Annotated in this window: 18 protein-coding genes; 8 read left to right on the top strand and 10 right to left on the bottom strand. The window is 60.6% G+C overall.

Features of this window, described 5'->3' with window-relative positions; translation table 11 throughout:
* Positions 1 to 1,725 carry an acetolactate synthase 3 large subunit gene (locus tag ABFB52_RS24745; protein WP_129972828.1) on the bottom strand — a complete coding sequence of 575 codons (1,725 nt, stop codon included), beginning with the start codon at positions 1,723 to 1,725 and terminating at the stop codon, positions 1 to 3.
* Between the two features lie 400 nt (positions 1,726 to 2,125).
* Here ABFB52_RS24745 and ABFB52_RS24750 point away from each other — a divergent pair, with 400 nt between their 5' ends.
* Positions 2,126 to 2,542 carry a DUF4124 domain-containing protein gene (locus tag ABFB52_RS24750; protein WP_085747757.1) on the top strand — a complete coding sequence of 139 codons (417 nt, stop codon included), beginning with the start codon at positions 2,126 to 2,128 and terminating at the stop codon, positions 2,540 to 2,542.
* Between the two features lie 18 nt (positions 2,543 to 2,560).
* Here ABFB52_RS24750 and ABFB52_RS24755 read toward each other — a convergent pair whose 3' ends face one another.
* The 3 genes from ABFB52_RS24755 to mrcB are packed head-to-tail and all read right to left on the bottom strand — an operon-like array spanning position 2,561 to position 5,983.
* On the bottom strand, positions 2,561 to 2,896 hold the full coding sequence (locus tag ABFB52_RS24755) for a YqcC family protein (protein WP_064599443.1): 336 nt from the start codon (positions 2,894 to 2,896) through the stop codon (positions 2,561 to 2,563).
* On the bottom strand, positions 2,896 to 3,642 hold the full coding sequence (locus tag ABFB52_RS24760) for a hypothetical protein (RefSeq protein ID WP_129972827.1): 747 nt from the start codon (positions 3,640 to 3,642) through the stop codon (positions 2,896 to 2,898). The genes ABFB52_RS24755 and ABFB52_RS24760 overlap by 1 nt, the downstream gene beginning before the upstream one ends.
* Positions 3,643 to 3,658: 16 nt before the next feature.
* Complete coding sequence (mrcB, locus tag ABFB52_RS24765) at positions 3,659 to 5,983, bottom strand: penicillin-binding protein 1B (protein WP_007959641.1); 2,325 nt, start codon at positions 5,981 to 5,983, stop codon at positions 3,659 to 3,661.
* Between the two features lie 118 nt (positions 5,984 to 6,101).
* Between mrcB and ABFB52_RS24770 the strand changes: the two genes are divergently transcribed.
* The 4 genes from ABFB52_RS24770 (at position 6,102) to ABFB52_RS24785 (ending at position 9,385) form a co-directional block, all read left to right on the top strand.
* Positions 6,102 to 7,658, top strand: a complete 1,557-nt coding sequence (locus ABFB52_RS24770; RefSeq protein ID WP_102718623.1) for a bifunctional aminoglycoside phosphotransferase/ATP-binding protein — start codon at positions 6,102 to 6,104, stop codon at positions 7,656 to 7,658.
* 91 nt (positions 7,659 to 7,749) lie between these two features.
* The gene (locus ABFB52_RS24775) at positions 7,750 to 8,094 is read left to right on the top strand and encodes a pentapeptide repeat-containing protein (RefSeq protein WP_007959639.1); all 345 of its coding nucleotides are present in this window, start codon (positions 7,750 to 7,752) and stop codon (positions 8,092 to 8,094) included.
* Positions 8,095 to 8,314: 220 nt separating this feature from the next.
* Positions 8,315 to 8,587: a TfoX/Sxy family protein gene (locus tag ABFB52_RS24780; protein ID WP_003228231.1), complete on the top strand. Its 273-nt coding sequence runs from the start codon at positions 8,315 to 8,317 to the stop codon at positions 8,585 to 8,587.
* Positions 8,588 to 8,602: 15 nt separating this feature from the next.
* Positions 8,603 to 9,385, top strand: coding sequence for a cyclic nucleotide-binding domain-containing protein (locus ABFB52_RS24785; RefSeq protein ID WP_129972826.1), 783 nt, complete (start codon positions 8,603 to 8,605; stop codon positions 9,383 to 9,385).
* 226 nt (positions 9,386 to 9,611) lie between these two features.
* Here ABFB52_RS24785 and ABFB52_RS24790 read toward each other — a convergent pair whose 3' ends face one another.
* From ABFB52_RS24790 to ABFB52_RS24805, 4 genes are read right to left on the bottom strand one after another with little or no spacing between them, the layout of a single operon-like run.
* A complete protein-coding gene (locus ABFB52_RS24790; RefSeq protein ID WP_129972825.1) occupies positions 9,612 to 10,463 on the bottom strand; it encodes a ChaN family lipoprotein in 852 nt (283 codons plus the stop codon).
* A gap of 21 nt (positions 10,464 to 10,484) precedes the next feature.
* Positions 10,485 to 11,252 carry a heme ABC transporter ATP-binding protein gene (locus tag ABFB52_RS24795; protein WP_102718626.1) on the bottom strand — a complete coding sequence of 256 codons (768 nt, stop codon included), beginning with the start codon at positions 11,250 to 11,252 and terminating at the stop codon, positions 10,485 to 10,487.
* Complete coding sequence (locus ABFB52_RS24800; RefSeq protein ID WP_170928972.1) at positions 11,252 to 12,235, bottom strand: iron ABC transporter permease; 984 nt, start codon at positions 12,233 to 12,235, stop codon at positions 11,252 to 11,254. Before ABFB52_RS24800 ends, ABFB52_RS24795 begins: the two co-directional genes overlap by 1 nt.
* 50 nt (positions 12,236 to 12,285) lie before the next feature.
* Positions 12,286 to 13,158, bottom strand: a complete 873-nt coding sequence (locus tag ABFB52_RS24805; RefSeq protein ID WP_102718627.1) for an ABC transporter substrate-binding protein — start codon at positions 13,156 to 13,158, stop codon at positions 12,286 to 12,288.
* A gap of 162 nt (positions 13,159 to 13,320) precedes the next feature.
* Between ABFB52_RS24805 and ABFB52_RS24810 the strand changes: the two genes are divergently transcribed.
* Entirely contained in the window at positions 13,321 to 13,638 is a 318-nt protein-coding gene (locus ABFB52_RS24810) for a Rieske (2Fe-2S) protein (protein WP_085747750.1), read from the top strand.
* Here ABFB52_RS24810 and sfsA read toward each other — a convergent pair.
* Positions 13,635 to 14,348, bottom strand: coding sequence for a DNA/RNA nuclease SfsA (sfsA, locus tag ABFB52_RS24815; protein ID WP_129972824.1), 714 nt, complete (start codon positions 14,346 to 14,348; stop codon positions 13,635 to 13,637). The two genes, ABFB52_RS24810 and sfsA, sit on opposite strands and share 4 nt — an antisense overlap.
* Complete coding sequence (locus ABFB52_RS24820; RefSeq protein WP_085747748.1) at positions 14,348 to 15,520, bottom strand: pyridoxal phosphate-dependent aminotransferase; 1,173 nt, start codon at positions 15,518 to 15,520, stop codon at positions 14,348 to 14,350. The genes sfsA and ABFB52_RS24820 overlap by 1 nt, the downstream gene beginning before the upstream one ends.
* Before the next feature lie 334 nt (positions 15,521 to 15,854).
* On the opposite strand from ABFB52_RS24820, the gene dksA reads away from it, so the two are divergent.
* Entirely contained in the window at positions 15,855 to 16,298 is a 444-nt protein-coding gene (dksA, locus tag ABFB52_RS24825; protein ID WP_039771633.1) for an RNA polymerase-binding protein DksA, read from the top strand.
* Between the two features lie 83 nt (positions 16,299 to 16,381).
* Positions 16,382 to 17,278 carry a tRNA glutamyl-Q(34) synthetase GluQRS gene (gene gluQRS, locus ABFB52_RS24830; protein WP_102718629.1) on the top strand — a complete coding sequence of 299 codons (897 nt, stop codon included), beginning with the start codon at positions 16,382 to 16,384 and terminating at the stop codon, positions 17,276 to 17,278.
* Positions 17,279 to 17,336 lie beyond the last annotated feature (58 nt).

A 17,336-nucleotide genomic window follows, 5' to 3' on the forward strand; every position in this document is an offset into this window, starting at 1 on the left:
TTAGGTACGCTCCGTCTTGCTCAGCCACATATCGCGCATGGAGCCGTCTTTGATTTGCATCGGATAGACGTGCTCGCTGGTGTCGACCGAAATGTCGATCACCACCAGGCGATCTTTCATGGCGAACGCCTCTTCCATCTTCGACTTCAAATCTTTCGATTCGGTGATGCGCACGCCGACGTGGCCATAGGCCTCGGCCAGCTTGACGAAATCAGGCAAGGATTCCATGTAGGAGTGCGAGTGACGGCTGCCGTAACTCATGTCCTGCCACTGACGAACCATGCCCAGAACACCGTTGTTCAGAATGACGATCTTGACCGGCAAACCGTATTGCAGGCAGGTCGACAATTCCTGGATGTTCATCTGGATACTGCCTTCACCGGTGACACACGCAACATCGGTGTCAGGGAAGCTCAGCGCGATACCCATCGCGGCCGGCAGACCGAAGCCCATCGTGCCCAGGCCACCGGAGTTGATCCAGCGGTTCGGCTTGTTGAACTTGTAGTACTGCGCAGCAAACATCTGATGCTGGCCCACGTCGGAGGTCACAAAGGCGTCGCCCTTGGTCACTTCGCACAGGGTTTCGATCACGGTCTGCGGCTTGATCTTGCTGCCGTCGCCCTTGTCGTAAGGGAACAGGCCGCGATCACCGCGCCATTCATCAATCTGCTTCCACCAGCTGGCAACGGCTTCCTTGTTCGGGGTTTCGCCGATTTCCTTGAGGATCGCGACCATTTCGGTCAGGACGCTCTCCACCGGACCAACGATTGGCACGTCGGCCTTGATGGTCTTGGAAATCGAAGCCGGGTCGATGTCGATGTGAATGATCTTGGCGTTCGGGCAGAACTTCGGCGCGCCGTTGATCACTCGATCGTCGAAACGCGCGCCGACCGCCAGGATCACGTCGGCATGGTGCATCGCCAGGTTCGCGGTGTAGCTGCCGTGCATGCCGAGCATGCCGATGAACTGACGGTCAGTGCCAGGGTAGCCACCCAGGCCCATCAAGGTGTTGGTAACCGGCAGGTTGAGCATTTGCGCCAGCTCGGTCAGCGGCGCGGAGCCGTTGCCGAGGATTACGCCACCGCCGGAGTACAGCACGGGACGCTTGGCCGCCAGGAGCATTTCTGCCGCCTTGCGGATTTGCCCGGAGTGACCGCGAACGGCCGGGCTGTAGGAACGCAGTTTGGCTTTCTTCGGGAAGATGTATTCGAACTTCTCGGCCGGGTTGGTCATGTCTTTCGGGATATCGACCACGACCGGGCCCGGACGACCGGATTGCGCCAGGTAGAAGGCCTTCTTCATGACTTCCGGGATTTCCGAAGCGTGCTTGATCATGAAGCTGTGCTTCACGATCGGCCGGGAGATACCGATCATGTCGGTTTCCTGGAACGCGTCGGTGCCGACCATGGTGCTTGGCACCTGACCGGAAATGATCACCATTGGAATCGAGTCCATATAGGCAGTGGCGATACCGGTGATGGCGTTTGTGGCGCCTGGACCGGAAGTCACCAATACCACGCCGGCTTTACCGGTGGCACGGGCGTAGCCGTCAGCCATATGGGTAGCCGCTTGTTCGTGACGAACCAGGATGTGGGTCACTTCCGGTTCTTTGAACAGGGCATCGTAAACATGAAGGAGAGCACCACCCGGGTACCCGTAGATATATTTGACGCCTTCGTCACGCAAAAAGCGGACGAGCATCTCACCGCCAGATAAAAGCTCCACGTTGTTCACCTCTAAAACGCCAGAATACCGTCCACAAAAAAGCGAACGGGTCTTAATAGGTTTACTTCTCGGCAGAGCATGAGCGACGGTGGTCGCCGACTACGTCAGCACTGACTGAGCAAGTATTGGGATCGTCCCAAGTGTTGCGGGCCTTTCCCACCCAGCGCGAGGTAACGCGTTGCGGGTGTAACAGGTCGACGCGGATATGCGCCTCATGATCTGCCGAGAGGGTCTGCTTCTGGCAGTCCCTGTACAGCGGACTTTGGATTCTTCTGTTTCGCCCTCTGCAAGTCAAGCCGTCTATGTGCTTAATTGTGGGTAAGCACATGAGAACGCAAGAAAAAACCTGGAAACCGCTACTCTGTTAGCTTCAATTGCGCAGTTTTGCCAAGGAATCAGCATGCGAACGCTTCTATTAACTCTGCTAATCGGCGCCAGCCCATGGTGTATGGCCGGTCAGATCTACAAATGGGTCGATGCCCAAGGCGTCACCCATTTTGATCAACAGCCACCACAAGGGCAGTCATCCACCGCCGTGAAGACGCCCTCATCTCCCGCACCAATACCTGCCGCATTACCTGGCAGCGGCGCGCTGGGCGATCAGAAAGCCATCGATGACAAGGTAAAAAAGCAAGTGGCCGAGCAACAGAATCAGCTCAAGGCATTTTGCGAACAGGCACGCACGAATCTCGCGCAACTGCAGAACAATCCGCGCTTGAGGGAGGAAGTGGAGGGAGAATTGCGGCGGCTGAGCGACGAACAGCGACAGCAACGTACTGCGGAGGCACAAAAACAGATTGCGGAAAACTGCCAGTAACCACTGGCAGTTTTCGGTTCAGCGCGAAGCGGTGATCAGCAGGTCGAACTCTTTGAGCAATACCTGAAGCTGCCGATCCTTGCCCTGCAGATTGCGCTGGGCAAAAACCATCTCGGCCATTTCCTGAATGCCCGAGGCATTGGGCAATGGCAGATCCTGTTCGAGGATCATCTTCATCCGCGGCAGGAAGATCCATTGCAGCCACTGCTCGAAATCGAGGGTGTCGACCGAAAACGGCTCGACACTGCTCAGGGCTTCGACCGAGGGCTGGACGTCATCCCACCAGCCCTGGGCGCGCAGTTCACGCTCGATCAACAGCAGTTGATCGGCGACTTTGGAGAAACGACTGTCCATCACAGCGAAACCTTGGCCTTCTGACGGGCCAGAGTGGCGCCGGCGGAATCACCTTGCTTCTCACGTGCCTGAGCGATCAATTCCCACAGACTGGCCTGCAAGTCCGGACGACCATTGGCCATGGTCAACGCACGGCGAGCGGTCTGCTCGGCTTGCGGCGCATCGCCCTGGGCCATACGTACCTGCGCCAGACGGTAAAGCACTTGCGGCTCGCGCGGCGCTACACGCTGGGCGCGCTCCAGGCTGGAGGACGCGCCGTTGAGGTCGCCACCGGCCTGCTGCTGTTGCGCAGTGCTCAACAACGCGAGAACCGGACCGTCCAATTGTTCATCGGCAGACAGACCGCCGCCGCTGCTGGCCGAAGGAATGCCGCTCGGCGTCGAAGGCATACTGTAGCTGCCGGAGCTGATCGGCGCCGACTCGACCGCCGACGGGTTATACGGCCCCGGCGTGATGCCGCCGGATGCCGGGCCCGGAACGATCGGCGAAGAGCTGATCGGTGCCGAAGCCGCTGCGCCGCCCGGCACCATCACTACCACACCGGTATCGCCTTGCGGGATCGCCTGAGTCTGGGCCTGTGCAGGACGTTTCACCGTCGTTTGACGGAAACCGCCATTGGCCGAAATACGCTCGCTGTTGGACACGGCGGTGCCGGAATCCACAACCGGGATCGCACCACGCTGTACGGTGGAGCAGCCGCTGAGCAAAGCCACGGCGGTCACCGCTGGAATCAACCACTTGTTCACTTGAAACCCTCTTTGCTTAATTCATCCAGCCCTTGACCCAATCCATCACCGACTCGCCCGATGCCGGGCTTTCGCCCGCGCAGGAGGCGCCGGGTGGCGGTTCGCTGCCGCGAATATACGGCATCTGCACGGCGCCCGGACAGTTGGCATCGGAGCCCTGGCCGGTACGCGAATCGACCCAGGCCTGCACCACGTTGTCCGGCTGCGGCATGTCCAGCGGCAGCGGATCGGCCTTGCGCATGAAACTGGTCCAGACCTGCAACGCACCGGTGGCCCCGGTGAACGGCGTCTTGCCGTTGTCGTCACGGCCGAGCCAGACCACCGCCAGCAGATCCTGGCTGAAACCGGCGAACCAGCTGTCGCGCGAATCGTTACTGGTACCGGTCTTGCCCGCCAGTGTCAGGGTTCTTGGCAACACGTTATAAACCGAACTGCCGGTACCTTCACGCATGACCCGCTGCATGGCGTTCTGGATCAGGTAGATAGAGGCCGGATCGAAACGCTGCTCGATCTGAAACGGATAACGCTTGAGCGGCTCGCCATCGGCAGTCAGCACGCTGCGGATCCCGCGCATCGGCGTATTGAAGCCACCGTTGGCCAGGGTCTGGTACATGGTCGCGACTTCGATCGGGGTCATGCCGCCAGCACCGAGCAGCATCGACGGGAACGCCGGAAACTCGCGGGTTACGCCCAGTCGCGCGAGCGTCTTGAGGACATTCGGAACACCGACCGCCAGACCGAGACGCGAGGTCGAGAGGTTGTAGGAATGCGCCAGCCCCTGATATAGGAACACTGTGCCGTGGGAGCGACGATCATAGTTCTGCGGTTTCCAGACCTGTCCGTCTGCGCCTTTTATCGAAAGCGGGTCGTCCGACAGCCAACTGGTCAGCGTGTACTGGCTTGGTTTCTCCAGTGCCGTCAGATAAACCGCCGGTTTGATCAGCGAGCCGATCGGCCGCACCGCATCCAGCGCCCGGTTGAACCCGGCAAAACTCGCCTGACGGCTGCCGATCATGGCCTGGACCTCACCGGTTTCCGGGTTGGTTACGACCATCGCCGCTTCCACGTCGTCGGAACCTTTACGGCCGGACAGACGCTTGAAGGTGTCGTTGACCGACGCTTCGGCTTTCATCTGCAGGATCGGATCGAAACTGGTGAAGATCCGCAGGCCTTCTTCGGTCAAGTCTTCGTCGCGATAGTCTTCACGCAACTGGCGTTTGACCAGATCGATGAAGCCCGGGAACGAGCTGTCGGCCAGCTTGCCGCGTGTGGTCACGCCCAACGGCATTTTCTTCGCAGCGGCGACTTGTTCGGCAGAAGCGACGCCCTGCTGCTCCAGCACGTCGAGCACCAGATTGCGTCGTTCCAGCGCACGCTCCGGGTTGCGACGCGGGTTGTAATAGGACGGACCTTTGACCATGCCGACCAACAGCGCGACCTGATGCAGTTTCAGCTCGGACAAAGGCTGAGCGAAGAAGAACTGGCTCGCCAGACCGAAACCGTGCACCGCCCGCTGACCATCCTGACCGACAAAGACTTCGTTGAGGTACGCCTCAAGGATTTCCTTTTTGTCGTAATGCAGCTCGAGCAGCATCGCCATCATCGCTTCGGTGAGCTTGCGGGTCAGACTGCGTTCGTTGGTGAGGTAGAAGTTTTTGACCAGTTGCTGGGTCAGCGTACTGCCGCCCTGAGTCATCTTGCCGCCCGAGGTGTTGACCCAGACTGCACGGGCGATCGATTTCGGCGACACGCCCCAGTGGCTGTAGAAATCCCGGTCTTCCACGGCGACCAGGGTTTCCAGCAGATACGGCGGCACCTGATCGAGCTTGATCAGAATCCGGTCTTCAAGGTTTTTCGGGTAGATACCGCCGATCATCAGCGGCTCCAGGCGTACCACGGAGAGCTTCGAACCGTTGGTCGCCGAGAGTTCGGCCACGTAATCGCCGGAGAAACGCACGCGCACCGGCTGCGGTTTCTCGAGGCCTTCATAGAACTGGAAGCCACGGGTATTCAGATCAACCGTATTGCCATTGACCGCCGCCGCGCCGGGACCGTTGCTCACGGCTTCGCGGCGATAGCCCAGGGCATCGAGTTCGGTGAGGAAATCGTCCTTGCTCAGCTTTTGTCCGACGAACAGCTCGAGCGGGCGCGCGTAAACCTTGGCCGGGATGGTCCAGCGCTTGCCGGAGAACTTCTCCTGCACCACGGCATCGAGGTAAACGGCGAAGCCGGCCAGCACCACAAGGCCGACCAGACTGAGTTTAAGGGCCCAGCCCAACCATGGGCGCAGGCCCCGGGAAGCTGGTTTTTTAGGGGTACGGGGGGATCGAGTACGAGTCATGGCGGCGGATTATACGCACTTTATTCATACTCAACAGGAGCGCTCCGAGGTTTGCGTCGGGCTGGCGAGCGGCCATAATGAGCGCCTTGAATTTCTCCCAGTCTCTGAAGGATCGTCCGTGAGCCAGTCCCTGATCGCTGCCCTGCAAAACCCGGCCCTCTACCCGCATCCCGTCGAAGGGTTCCAGGTCATCGAAACCCATATCTCGTGGGTACTGCTCACCGGTCCCTACGCTTATAAAGTGAAGAAGCCGGTGAATTTCGGCTTCCTCGATTTCACCGGCCTTGATTCCCGTGAACACTTCTGCGGTGAAGAGCTGCGCCTGAACCAGCGCCTGACCGAAGATTTGTATCTGGAAGTGATTCCCGTAACCGGCAGTGCGGAAGCTCCGCAACTGGGCGGCGAAGGCCCGGCCATCGAATACTTGCTGAAAATGCGCCAGTTCCCGCAGAGCGGCCTGCTCAGCACCCTGCAAGCCAACGGCGAGCTGACCACCGCGCACGTCGACGCAATGGCCGAACAGATCGCCCGCTTCCACCTCAACGCGCCGAAAGTCCCGGCGGAACACGATGCCGGCACGCCTGAAAGCGTAATGGCGCCGGTGCGCCAGAACTTCGAACAGATCCTGCCGTTCCTCAGCGACAAGAACGATCTTCTGCAACTCGACGCCCTGCAAGCGTGGGCCGAAAGCAGCTTCGATCGCCTGAAAACGCTGTTCGCCCAGCGCAAGGCGGACGGCTTCACTCGCGAATGCCACGGTGACATTCACCTGGGCAACGCCACGCTGATCGACGGCAAAGTCGTGATCTTCGACTGCATCGAATTCAACGAACCGTTCCGTTTCACCGACGTCTGGGCCGACACCGGCTTCCTGGCAATGGACCTGGAAGACCGTGGCCTGAAATCCCTGGCCCGTCGCTTCATCAGCCAGTACCTGGAACTGACCGGCGACTACCAAGGCCTGGAAGTACTGAACTTCTACAAGGCTTACCGCGCCTTGGTACGTGCGAAAGTCGCACTGTTCAGCATGCCGGCCGATGCCACTCCGGTGCAGCGTGCCACCACCCTGCGCCAGTACCGCAACTACGCCAACCTGGCGGAAAGCTACAGCACCATTCCTTCGCGCTTCATGGCGATTACCCACGGCGTGTCCGCTGTAGGCAAAAGCCACGTGGCCATGCGTCTGGTCGAAGCACTGGGCGCGATCCGCCTGCGTTCCGATGTCGAGCGCAAGCGCCTGTTCGGTGAGCAAACCGTTGCCAATGATGTTCAGGCCGGGATCTACAGCACCGACGCCAGCACTGCAACCTATGCGCGTCTGCATGAAATTGCCGAAGTGATTTTGCACGCCGGTTTCCCGGTGGTGATCGATGCCACTTACCTCAAGCGCGAACAACGCGACAACGCCGCCAAAGTCGCTGAAGCCACTGGCACGCCTTTCCTGATCCTTGACTGCAACGCTCCGCAGGCAGTGATCGAGAGCTGGCTGGCGATTCGTCAGGCAGACAAAAAAGATCCGTCCGACGCGACCCTCGCCGTGATCGAAGCTCAACAAGCCAACCGCGAAGCCCTGACCCCGGAAGAAATTCTGCGCAGCAAACGCGTGCAGACCAATGAATCCGGGACCCTGGACACCGTCGTGGCGCAGATTCGCCAGCGCCTGCCCGGCCTGTAAGAAACTATTTCGGCCGTGAAGCCCTCGCTTGCTTCACGGCCGTCAAATAGTGGCACTATACTGGCGTCATAAAACCAACAGGTGATTTGACATGAGCCAGCCAAAACTACTCGACACCCCGCTTTATGCCTTGCTGCACAAAGACGACATCACAGGTTTCAACAATGAACGCCCGAAAGACGGTCCGATCGACATGGTTGGTGGTGATTTTCGCGGCCTGGACCTGCGTGAACTGAACGCCGATGGCGTGGATTTCCGGGACGCCTACTTCCGCTCCGCCGACCTGCGCGGCATCGACTTTCGCAACGCCTCGCTGGAAGGCGCGAGCCTGGCCCACGCGCAGATCTCCGGGGCCTACTTCCCGCCAGAGCTGAGTGCCGACGAAATCCTGATGTCGATGAATTTCGGTACGCGCCTGCGTTATCGCACCCGCTGAGCCTCGCACCACCCAAACTCGTCCAGCGCCCCCGCTTTGCGCTGGACTGCGTGCTATTGGTAATTCTCCCTCGCCCTCCCCATCCTGATTCATCAGCGGAAGCTGACGTTTCTTAGAAGCGTTTGCGTCGAATCCGACCAAACAACCACGCTTTTCCTACTGATGGCTACACTCCTGAGAAGCTCGCCCACGCACCATTCGGCCGTCGCAAGGAGGCTTGATGAATGATGAACTGCAACACCTGAAGAATCTTGGCAAGACGTCGGCGCAATGGCTGCATGCCGTGGGCATCCATAGCGCCTCGGACTTGCGTCGCCTCGGTGCGGTGGATGCCTACCGGGCCGTGCGCACTCGCGGGTTTCGGGCGTCGAAGGTGTTGTTGTACGCGATCGAAGGGGCGCTGATGGACGTGCACTGGAACGACATTCCCGCCGAACGCAAGGACGCGCTGAACAAGCAGCTGGAAGCCATTTCCTCTCGCCACAAGAACTAACGGGTACCGACCGTCATGTACCTGCTCGGGGAACAATCGGCCCAGGCCGATGCATTGATCAACCACTTGCAGTGCTTGCCTGCGCAATGGCTTGAGGGCCTGGCGCCGTGCGGGCCAGCGCTGGAACTGGAAGCAACGGATGATCTGTTGGCACCCTTGCCGGACGATCAGTTGTTCTTGCTCACGCAAGGTGTCATCACCGGCCGAGTCAGCGGTCGAGGCTTGTTCTACTGGCACGAGGGAGATTTGATCGGTCTGCAACAAGGGCCGGAATGGGCGGATTGCACGCTGTGCTCAGACAACCCGTTGACATTACTGCCCTATCGCCGAAGTGATTTGTTTCAACATGTGTATGGCGAACCATCGCGCTCGGAGCAGTTTCTGCGCTACCTGCTCGGTCAAATGGCGCTGCTGGCCCACGCCGTTGCCGAGTTCAAGCCGCGCGAGTTTCGCAGCACCAATGGTTTCAAGCGGGTTGAAGCCGGAGACGTTCTGATTCGTGAGGGCGATGACGCCGATCATGTGTTCGTGATTATCGAAGGACACGCCGAAGCGTTTGTTAACGGGCACAAGGTAGGCGACGTTCCCAAGGATGAAATATTCGGTGCAATGGCTGTGTTCACGGGCGAGCCGCGCAACGCGACGGTCATAGCACGGGAGGCAAGCACGGTAATGCTGATTCCCGGCGATCAGTTTCTGAGCATGACCCGCACCAATCCGAAAATCGCCCACAGCCTGATCGAAAGCATGGCGCGGCGTATCGACCAGCTCAACAAGCAGCTCACAGCCCAGACCTGACGCCCGTATTCACGGGGCGTTTACGCCATTGCCAGGACGAAACGACAGAAATGAAAAAACAGCAGTTGACTTGGTAATGAGAATCGCTATGATTATCACAACTGATCGCGAGATCAGTCGATATTCTGAAAAGCCCTTGGTTCGGACTCTCAGATTATCTCCTCATCAGGCTAATCACGGTTATTTGACCCGGTTTTTACCGGGTCTTTTTTTGCCTGTGGAAAAGTCATTTCTTACTGAACTGTTTACGCATCTCGGCGCAGTAATCCGGTTTCGGTGTGGCGGGTGTGAACCAGACATAATCGGCCATCGCCGCCGTAATCCGACTGCCCTGCTCCGCCAGCATCAGCACCGTCGGCACTTCGGGCGCGCCCAGATCCAGCACATGCAGCGGCACACCCACATCCTTTCGCGCGTGATACGCACCTGCCAACAATAATGCCGGCGCGGGCGCCGCCAACAAACGCGAGGCCATGCGCCGATCCCGTTGTTGCTGAACGGCCAGCATCGCCGGCATTTGCGATGACGGCAGCAAGCCGCAGTGAGAATCGCCGATCTGCTCCAACAGCGTCTCTTTCACAGATTTGGCGTTGCTGCGCTCACCGCTCAAAACCGGAGGATCACGATAGAACGCACGAATTTCGATGTTATCGAGATTGGCCGCCAGCACTGGCCAGGATTGTGTCAGGGCAAACCGAACAATCGGTCCGTAGAGATTCCAGTCCCAACCGTCCTGCCAGGCCAATGCTGCAGGAAGATCAGTGGGTGGCGTTGCGGCATGGCGCACGTCATCGACGCGCGACTGTTGATCGGGCGTCAGCATTTCCAACAGGAGACTGCCTTGGGGTCGCGTTCGTTCGAGGTTCTGCAACAACCACAATTGAAGGGCATGGTGATCGGCGTTGTCATGCTGCTCGCCAATGATGAGCCGCGATGGCTCGCTCAATTGCGTCAGTAATTGCTGCGCCGTCAGACGCTCGCCGCTGCGCAGATCACGAATCTCGCCCACGACCGGCGGCGCCGCAACATGCTGGCAACCTGCAAGCCACAACACCGCCAACAGCAGAATCCCGCGCATACACTCACCTCGATGACGAAATCAGCGGGCGATGATCAGCGGATGCCCGCGCTCCGGGTGCGGCTGCACCAGCACTTCCAGACCGAAAACCGCCTTCAGCGATTCCGGGCGCAACACCTGTTGCGGCGTATCCAGCGCCACCGGGCGCCCGCCCTCCAGCAGCAGGATGCGATCACAATAGCGCGCCGCCAGATTCAGATCATGCAGGATCACCAGCACCGCCGCGCCACGATCGGCAAACTCGCGCACCGCTTGCAGCGTCGTATGTTGATGCAACGGATCGAGCATTGAGGTCGGCTCATCGAGCAGCAACGTCTGCCCCGCCTGACCCGGCCAGAGTTGCGCCAGCACCCGCGCCAGATGCACCCGCTGACGCTCGCCGCCGGACAGCGCCAGATAACTGCGGCCACTAAGATGCCCGGCATCGGCCGCCAATAACGCGGCAGCGACGATCTCGTCATCGCGCACCCGCCCGCTCTGGTAAGGCAGACGCCCCATGCCGACCACTTCTTCAACACGAAAGGCGAAATCCAAGGTCGACACCTGCGGCAACACCGCCAGCCGCTGGGCGCGCTGAGTGCCGCTCCAATGACTCAAGGCCTCTCCGTCCAGCAGCACTTCCCCCTCGTGCGCGCTCAACTCACCGCACAACGCACCGAGCAAGGTACTTTTGCCGGCGCCATTCGGCCCCAGCACGCCAAGCACTTCGCCCGGTTCGAGTTGCAGGCTGACATCGGCCAGAACGGACTTGCGGCCACGGCGGATGTGCAGATTGTGCGCACGCAGCATCAGGCACGCCCTCGCAGCAGCAGATAAAGGAAGAACGGCGCACCGATGAACGCGGTGACGATGCCGATCGGCAGCTCCGCCGGTGCCAGTGCCAGCCGCGCCACCAGATCCGCTAGCAACAACAGACTCGCCCCGGCCAGCACCGATGCCGGCAGCAATACCCGATGATCCGGCCCCGCGAGCAAGCGCACCAGATGCGGCACCACCAGCCCGACAAAACCGATCATGCCCGCCGCTGCCACCGCCGCGCCGACGCCCAGCGCCGTGCAGAACACCAGCTCACGCTTGAGCCGTTCGACATCGATCCCCAGATGCCCGGCTTCCGATTCGCCGAGCAGCAACGCATTTAGCGCCTTCGCCCGACGCGGAAGCCACAGTGCAACACCGGCGGTGATGATCAGCAGCGGCCACAACCGCGCATAGCTCGCGCCGTTAAGGCTGCCCAGGTTCCAGAACGTCAACGTGCGCAATGTCGCGTCATCCGCCAGATAGGTAAACAGCCCCACCGCCGAGCTGGCCAGTGCCGTCAGGGCAATACCCGCCAACAGCATGGTCGCCACATTGGTCTGCCCATTACGGCGGCCGAGCCGATAAACCAGCGCCGTCACACCCAGACCACCGAGAAACGCACACACCGACAGCAGGTAAGGCCCGAACCACTCGGGCAGTCCGCCAAAAAACGAACCGCCGACAATCGCCACCGCCGCGCCCAACGCCGCGCCACTGGACACGCCAACCAACCCTGGATCCGCCAGTGGATTACGAAACAGCCCCTGCATCGCCACCCCGGACAGCGCCAGCACGCCACCGACGGCCAGCCCGAGCAACGTACGCGGCAGACGAATCTGCCCGAGAATCAGTTCAGCCTGTTCCAGCCCGTCCGGCGCCAGCGGCACACCGATCATGCGCAGTGCTGCGCGCAAGGTATCGAACAACGGCAGACTGACCGGTCCCAGCGCCAGCGACAGCCAGATCGCCAGCAGACACAGCAGGATCAGGCCGATAAACAAGCCACGGGGTTTGACCAGCGTGGTCATTGGCCGCTCTTGGCCGGGTAGAAACCGTCAGACAGGGCCTTCAGCGCTGCCGGCAAACGCGGCCCGAGCCCGCCCACCAGCAGCGTCGGGTCCAGCTCCAGCACACGTCCGGTCTTGGCCGCACGGCTGGAATTGAGGATCGGGTTTTCCTTAAATAGAGCCGCTTTCGCCGCCTCACCAGTTAGCGCACGGTCAGCGAACACCAGCACTTCAGGATCGAGACTGGCCAGGGATTCCACGGAAAACGGTTTGTAACCGGTGTGGGTCGCAAGGTTATGCCCGCCCGCCTGCTGCAGCAGCCAGTCGGCGGCGGTGTCCTTGCCGGCGATCAGCGGTTTGCCGCCGGCATGTCCAAGCAGCAACAGCACGCCCGGCGCTTTCTGTTTAGTCTGCGCTTCAGCTACACGGGCCTTTTGCGCATCGAGGTGCTGTTGATAACTTTGCAGCAATTGCGCGGCCTGGCTTTCAGCGCCCAGCAACCGTCCCAGATGGGTAACGTTTTTTTCCAATGTCGGCAGATCCGGCTGAGCCGAGAACAGTTCCACCTGCACCTTGGCACTGCGAACTTGCGAAATCACTGGCGGCGGGCCCATTTCTTCGGTGCCGATCAGGATGTCCGGGCGCAGGCTGAGAATGCCTTCGGCCGACAGGCTGCGCTGATAGCCGATGCTCGGCAGCGACTTGAGAGACTCGGGATGCTGGCTGGTGGTGTCGACGCCTACCAGTTTGGCCTCGCCACCCAGCGCACTCACCCACTCCGACAACGCGCCGCCGGCGCTGACCCAACGTTGCGGCAACTCGGCCGCTGCAGCCTGGTGGCTGACCAAAAGTCCGACACACAGCACGGCAACGCGGGTACTCAGGCGCATAGACAGCTTCCTTGAAATGTTTTCCCGGACATCGGGACGGCAGGCCAAGTATCCTCGGCAGCGGTCACCTCGCCACGGGTGAAGGCGGCCATTTGATAATTGTTTGCATTTGAACGTCAAGCTCGGACATATCCGGACACGAGCCGACATTTGAGGATAGCCATGAAGTTTCTTTGCGCGGGTGCCGATCTGGTTGAGGACGGCAGTCGCGGTTTCGATATCGACGGGAAAAAACTGTTCGCCGTGCGCCGCGCGGGGCAGGCTTATGTCTACCTCAATCGCTGCCCGCATCGGGGCGTCGGACTGGAATGGCAGCCCGACCAGTTTCTCGACCCAAGCAACAGCCTGATCCAGTGCGCCACCCACGGCGCACTGTTTCTGATCGAAGACGGTGAATGCGTCGCCGGCCCGTGCGCCGGGCAATCGCTGACGGCCATCCCTTGCCGTGAAGACGCGCAAGGGCTGTGGATCGATGTTTAACCGTTGAGCAGCACGTCCAGGCGCCGGTCGATCACCATCTCTTCATGGCTCAAACGCACGCCGTACGCCAGGACTTCGACCCCGCACGCCACCGCCTCGCGCAGCGCAGCGGCGTAGGCCGAGTCGATTTCCTCGGCCGGACGCACTGCTTCAATGCCGGAGAGATTGACGCAGTACAACTGGACCGCGCGAATCCCGTCCCTGGCCAGATGCGCCAGCTCACGCAAATGCTTGGCGCCGCGATCGGTCACTGCATCGGGAAATGCCGCGACCGCCGTGCCGTCGAAACCCAGCGTGACACTTTTCACTTCCACATACGCCGGGCCCGTCGGGTAGTCGAGGCGAAAATCGATCCGGCTCTTTTCCTGCCCGTACGCCACCTCACGTTTGAGCCCGGTAAACCCGCTCAATTCGCTGATGACACCGGCCTGCAAGGCATCTTCGACCAGTGCGTTGGCGCGTCCGGTGTTCACGCAAAACAGTCGGCCCTGCGGGGTTTCCCCGACTTCCCAGGTGCCAGGCAATTTGCGCTTGGGGTCATTGGAACGGCTGAACCAGACCTGCCCGCCCTCAACCTGGCAATTGAGCATCGAGCCGGTGTTCGGGCAATGAATGGTCAGCAACTCGCCGCCAACGGTTTCGATATCGGCGAGAAAACGCTTGTAACGGCGGATCAACCGGCCTTCTTCAAGAGGAGGATGAAAGCGCATCAGCCTTGCCAGCTCTTCAAGCCACGGGCGATGCGTTCCACCGCTTCCTGTAAGCGAGGGAGGTTTTGCGTGTAGGCAAAGCGCACGTGATGACCGGCCTGATAGCGACCGAAATCCAGCCCCGGAGTGAATGCCACATGTTCGGTCTCAAGGAAATGGCGACAGAACGCGAAGGCATCGCCGCCGAACTGGCTGATATCGGCATACAAATAGAACGCGCCTTCCGGCTCTACGGCAATGTCGAAGCCCAGCTCCCGCAATGCCGGCAGCAGGAAGTCACGGCGACGGCCGAATTCGGCGCGGCGCTCTTCGAGAATCGCGATGGTGTCCGGCTCGAAACAGGCCAGCGCCGCATGTTGGGCCATGCTTGGCGCACTGATATAGAGGTTCTGCGCGAGCTTTTCCAGCTCACTGACCGCTGCGTCCGGCGCCACCAGCCAGCCGAGGCGCCACCCGGTCATGCCGAAATATTTGGAGAAACTGTTGAGGACAAAGGCGCTGTCGTCCACTTCCAGCACACTCGCGGCGTCGGTGCCGTAAGTCAGGCCGTGATAGATCTCGTCCACCACCAGATGCCCGTGACGGGCCTTGATGGCTGTGGATAACCCGGCCAGCTCATCGCGGGTCAGAATCGTACCCGTCGGGTTGGCCGGCGAGGCGACCAGCGCACCGACGCTGTCGTGGTCCCAGTGGCGCGCCACAAGGTCCGGCGTCAGTTGATAACGCACGTCCGGGCCCACCGGCACAAGCTGCGCCGCGCCTTCAACCAATCGCAGAAAGTGTCGGTTGCAGGGATAGCCGGGGTCGGCCAGCAGCCAGTGCTTGCCCGGATCCACCAGCAACGCACTGGCCAGCAGCAACGCCCCGGAACCGCCGGGGGTGATGAGAATCCGTCGAGGATCGATGTTCAGGCCGTAGCGCGTCTGATAGAAGCCGGAAATCGCCTCACGCAGTTCGGGAATGCCACGGGCTGCGGTGTAACGGGTTTTCCCGGCTGTCAGGGCTTGCTGGCCGGCGCGGATGATCGGTTCGGCGGTAGTGAAGTCCGGTTCGCCGATTTCCAGGTGGATCACGTCGTGGCCGGCGGCCTGCAATTCATTGGCCCGCGCCAGCAACGCCATGACATGGAACGGTTCGATCGCACGACTGCGCGCACTGTAGGGCTGAGCCATTGGCCTTCCTTCAACGGGGGAAAAGAAACGATTCTACCCATCTGCCGGAACGAGCGAGAACCCGCAGCGGTCACAGCCTCAAGAACACTGGACTGTAACGACCCGCGCGTACGCTCCAGGATTGACTAAAATCAGTGATTGAGCAGGTTTGCAGCACCGCCGGACATGGCTTGGCAAACATTTGCAAGTCCCCTCGGCCACGCGCTCGACATCCGGGAGTAGCGCGGGTCGAATTGATCTGGTAAGTTCGCCCGCTTGCAGCCGCAGGGCCGGCAGGTGTCGGTGATGGAGCAATCCTGCGCAATGGATTACAAGAGTAGAGGCGGTCCATTTCATGCCCACCCAAGCAAAGCAACAGGCAAGTCAGACACTCAGCGGTTTCGAACCTTACGTCCCTAAAGAGGGCGAAGAGTACATGGGCGCGCCTATGCGTGCGCATTTCACCAAGATCCTGACCAAGTGGAAACTCGACTTGATGCAGGAAGTCGACCGCACTGTTGATCACATGAAAGACGAAGCGGCCAACTTTCCTGATCCGGCCGACCGTGCCAGTCAGGAAGAAGAGTTCGCCCTCGAGCTGCGCGCCCGCGACCGCGAGCGCAAACTGATCAAGAAGATCGACAAGACCCTGCAGTTGATCGAAGACGAAGAGTACGGCTGGTGTGATTCCTGCGGTATCGAGATCGGCGTCAAGCGCCTCGAGGCCCGTCCGACAGCCGACATGTGTGTCGACTGCAAGAACCTGGCGGAAATCAAGGAAAAGCAGGTCGGCAAATAATCCCGGCCTGAACGAAAAACGGAGCGTGCGAACGCTCCGTTTTTGTTTCTGCCGTTTTTTGACTCTCAAGTAACATCGCCCTCATGACTGCCAACACCTCCCCCGCCTATATTGGCCGCTTTGCCCCGACCCCCAGCGGGCACCTGCACTTCGGTTCGCTGGTTGCCGCCCTGGCCTCTTATCTGGACGCACGCTCGGTGGGCGGTCGCTGGCTGGTGCGCATGGAGGATCTCGATCCGCCCCGGGAAGAGCCGGGCGCGCAAGCGGCGATTCTCAAGGCGCTGGAAAGCTATGGCTTCGAATGGGACGGCGAGATGGTTCGCCAGAGCGATCGGCACGAGGCCTACGCGCAAGTGCTCGACAGCCTGTTCAATCACGGCCTCGCCTACGCCTGCACCTGCTCGCGCAAACAATTGGAGCCATACCACGGCATTTATCCGGGACTGTGCCGCAATGCCGGCCATGGCCAGGAAGACGCGGCGATCCGCCTGCGCGTGCCAGAGCTCGAATACCATTTCATCGACCGGGTACAGGGCGAATACCGCCAGCATCTGGGCCGTGACGTGGGAGATTTCGTGATCCGCCGCCGCGACGGCCTCTACGCCTACCAACTGGCGGTGGTTCTGGACGACGCCTGGCAGGGCATCACCGACATCGTGCGCGGTGCCGATCTGCTCGACTCCACACCGCGCCAGCTCTACCTGCAGGAATTGCTGGGCCTGCGCCAACCGCGCTATCTGCATCTGCCACTGATTACCCAGCCGGACGGCAACAAGCTCGGCAAGTCCTATCGCTCGCCACCACTGGAAGCCGATCAGGCCACGCCATTGTTGCTGCGGGCCCTGCGCGCACTGGGGCAAGACCCGGGGCCCGAACTGGCCCACGCCACGCCGCAAGAACTGTTGAACTGGGGCTGCGTCCACTGGGATGCCTTGAAAATCCCGCGCACACTGACCCTGCCCGAAGCGCAACTGCTGTGACGACACTTGCAGTGGCGCGCCCATCCGTTACCATCGCCGCACGTTTTCGGGCACGCGC

The sequence above is a fragment of the Pseudomonas sp. 9.2(2024) genome, assembly GCF_039695385.1.
Taxonomy (GTDB): domain Bacteria; phylum Pseudomonadota; class Gammaproteobacteria; order Pseudomonadales; family Pseudomonadaceae; genus Aquipseudomonas; species Aquipseudomonas paraglycinae.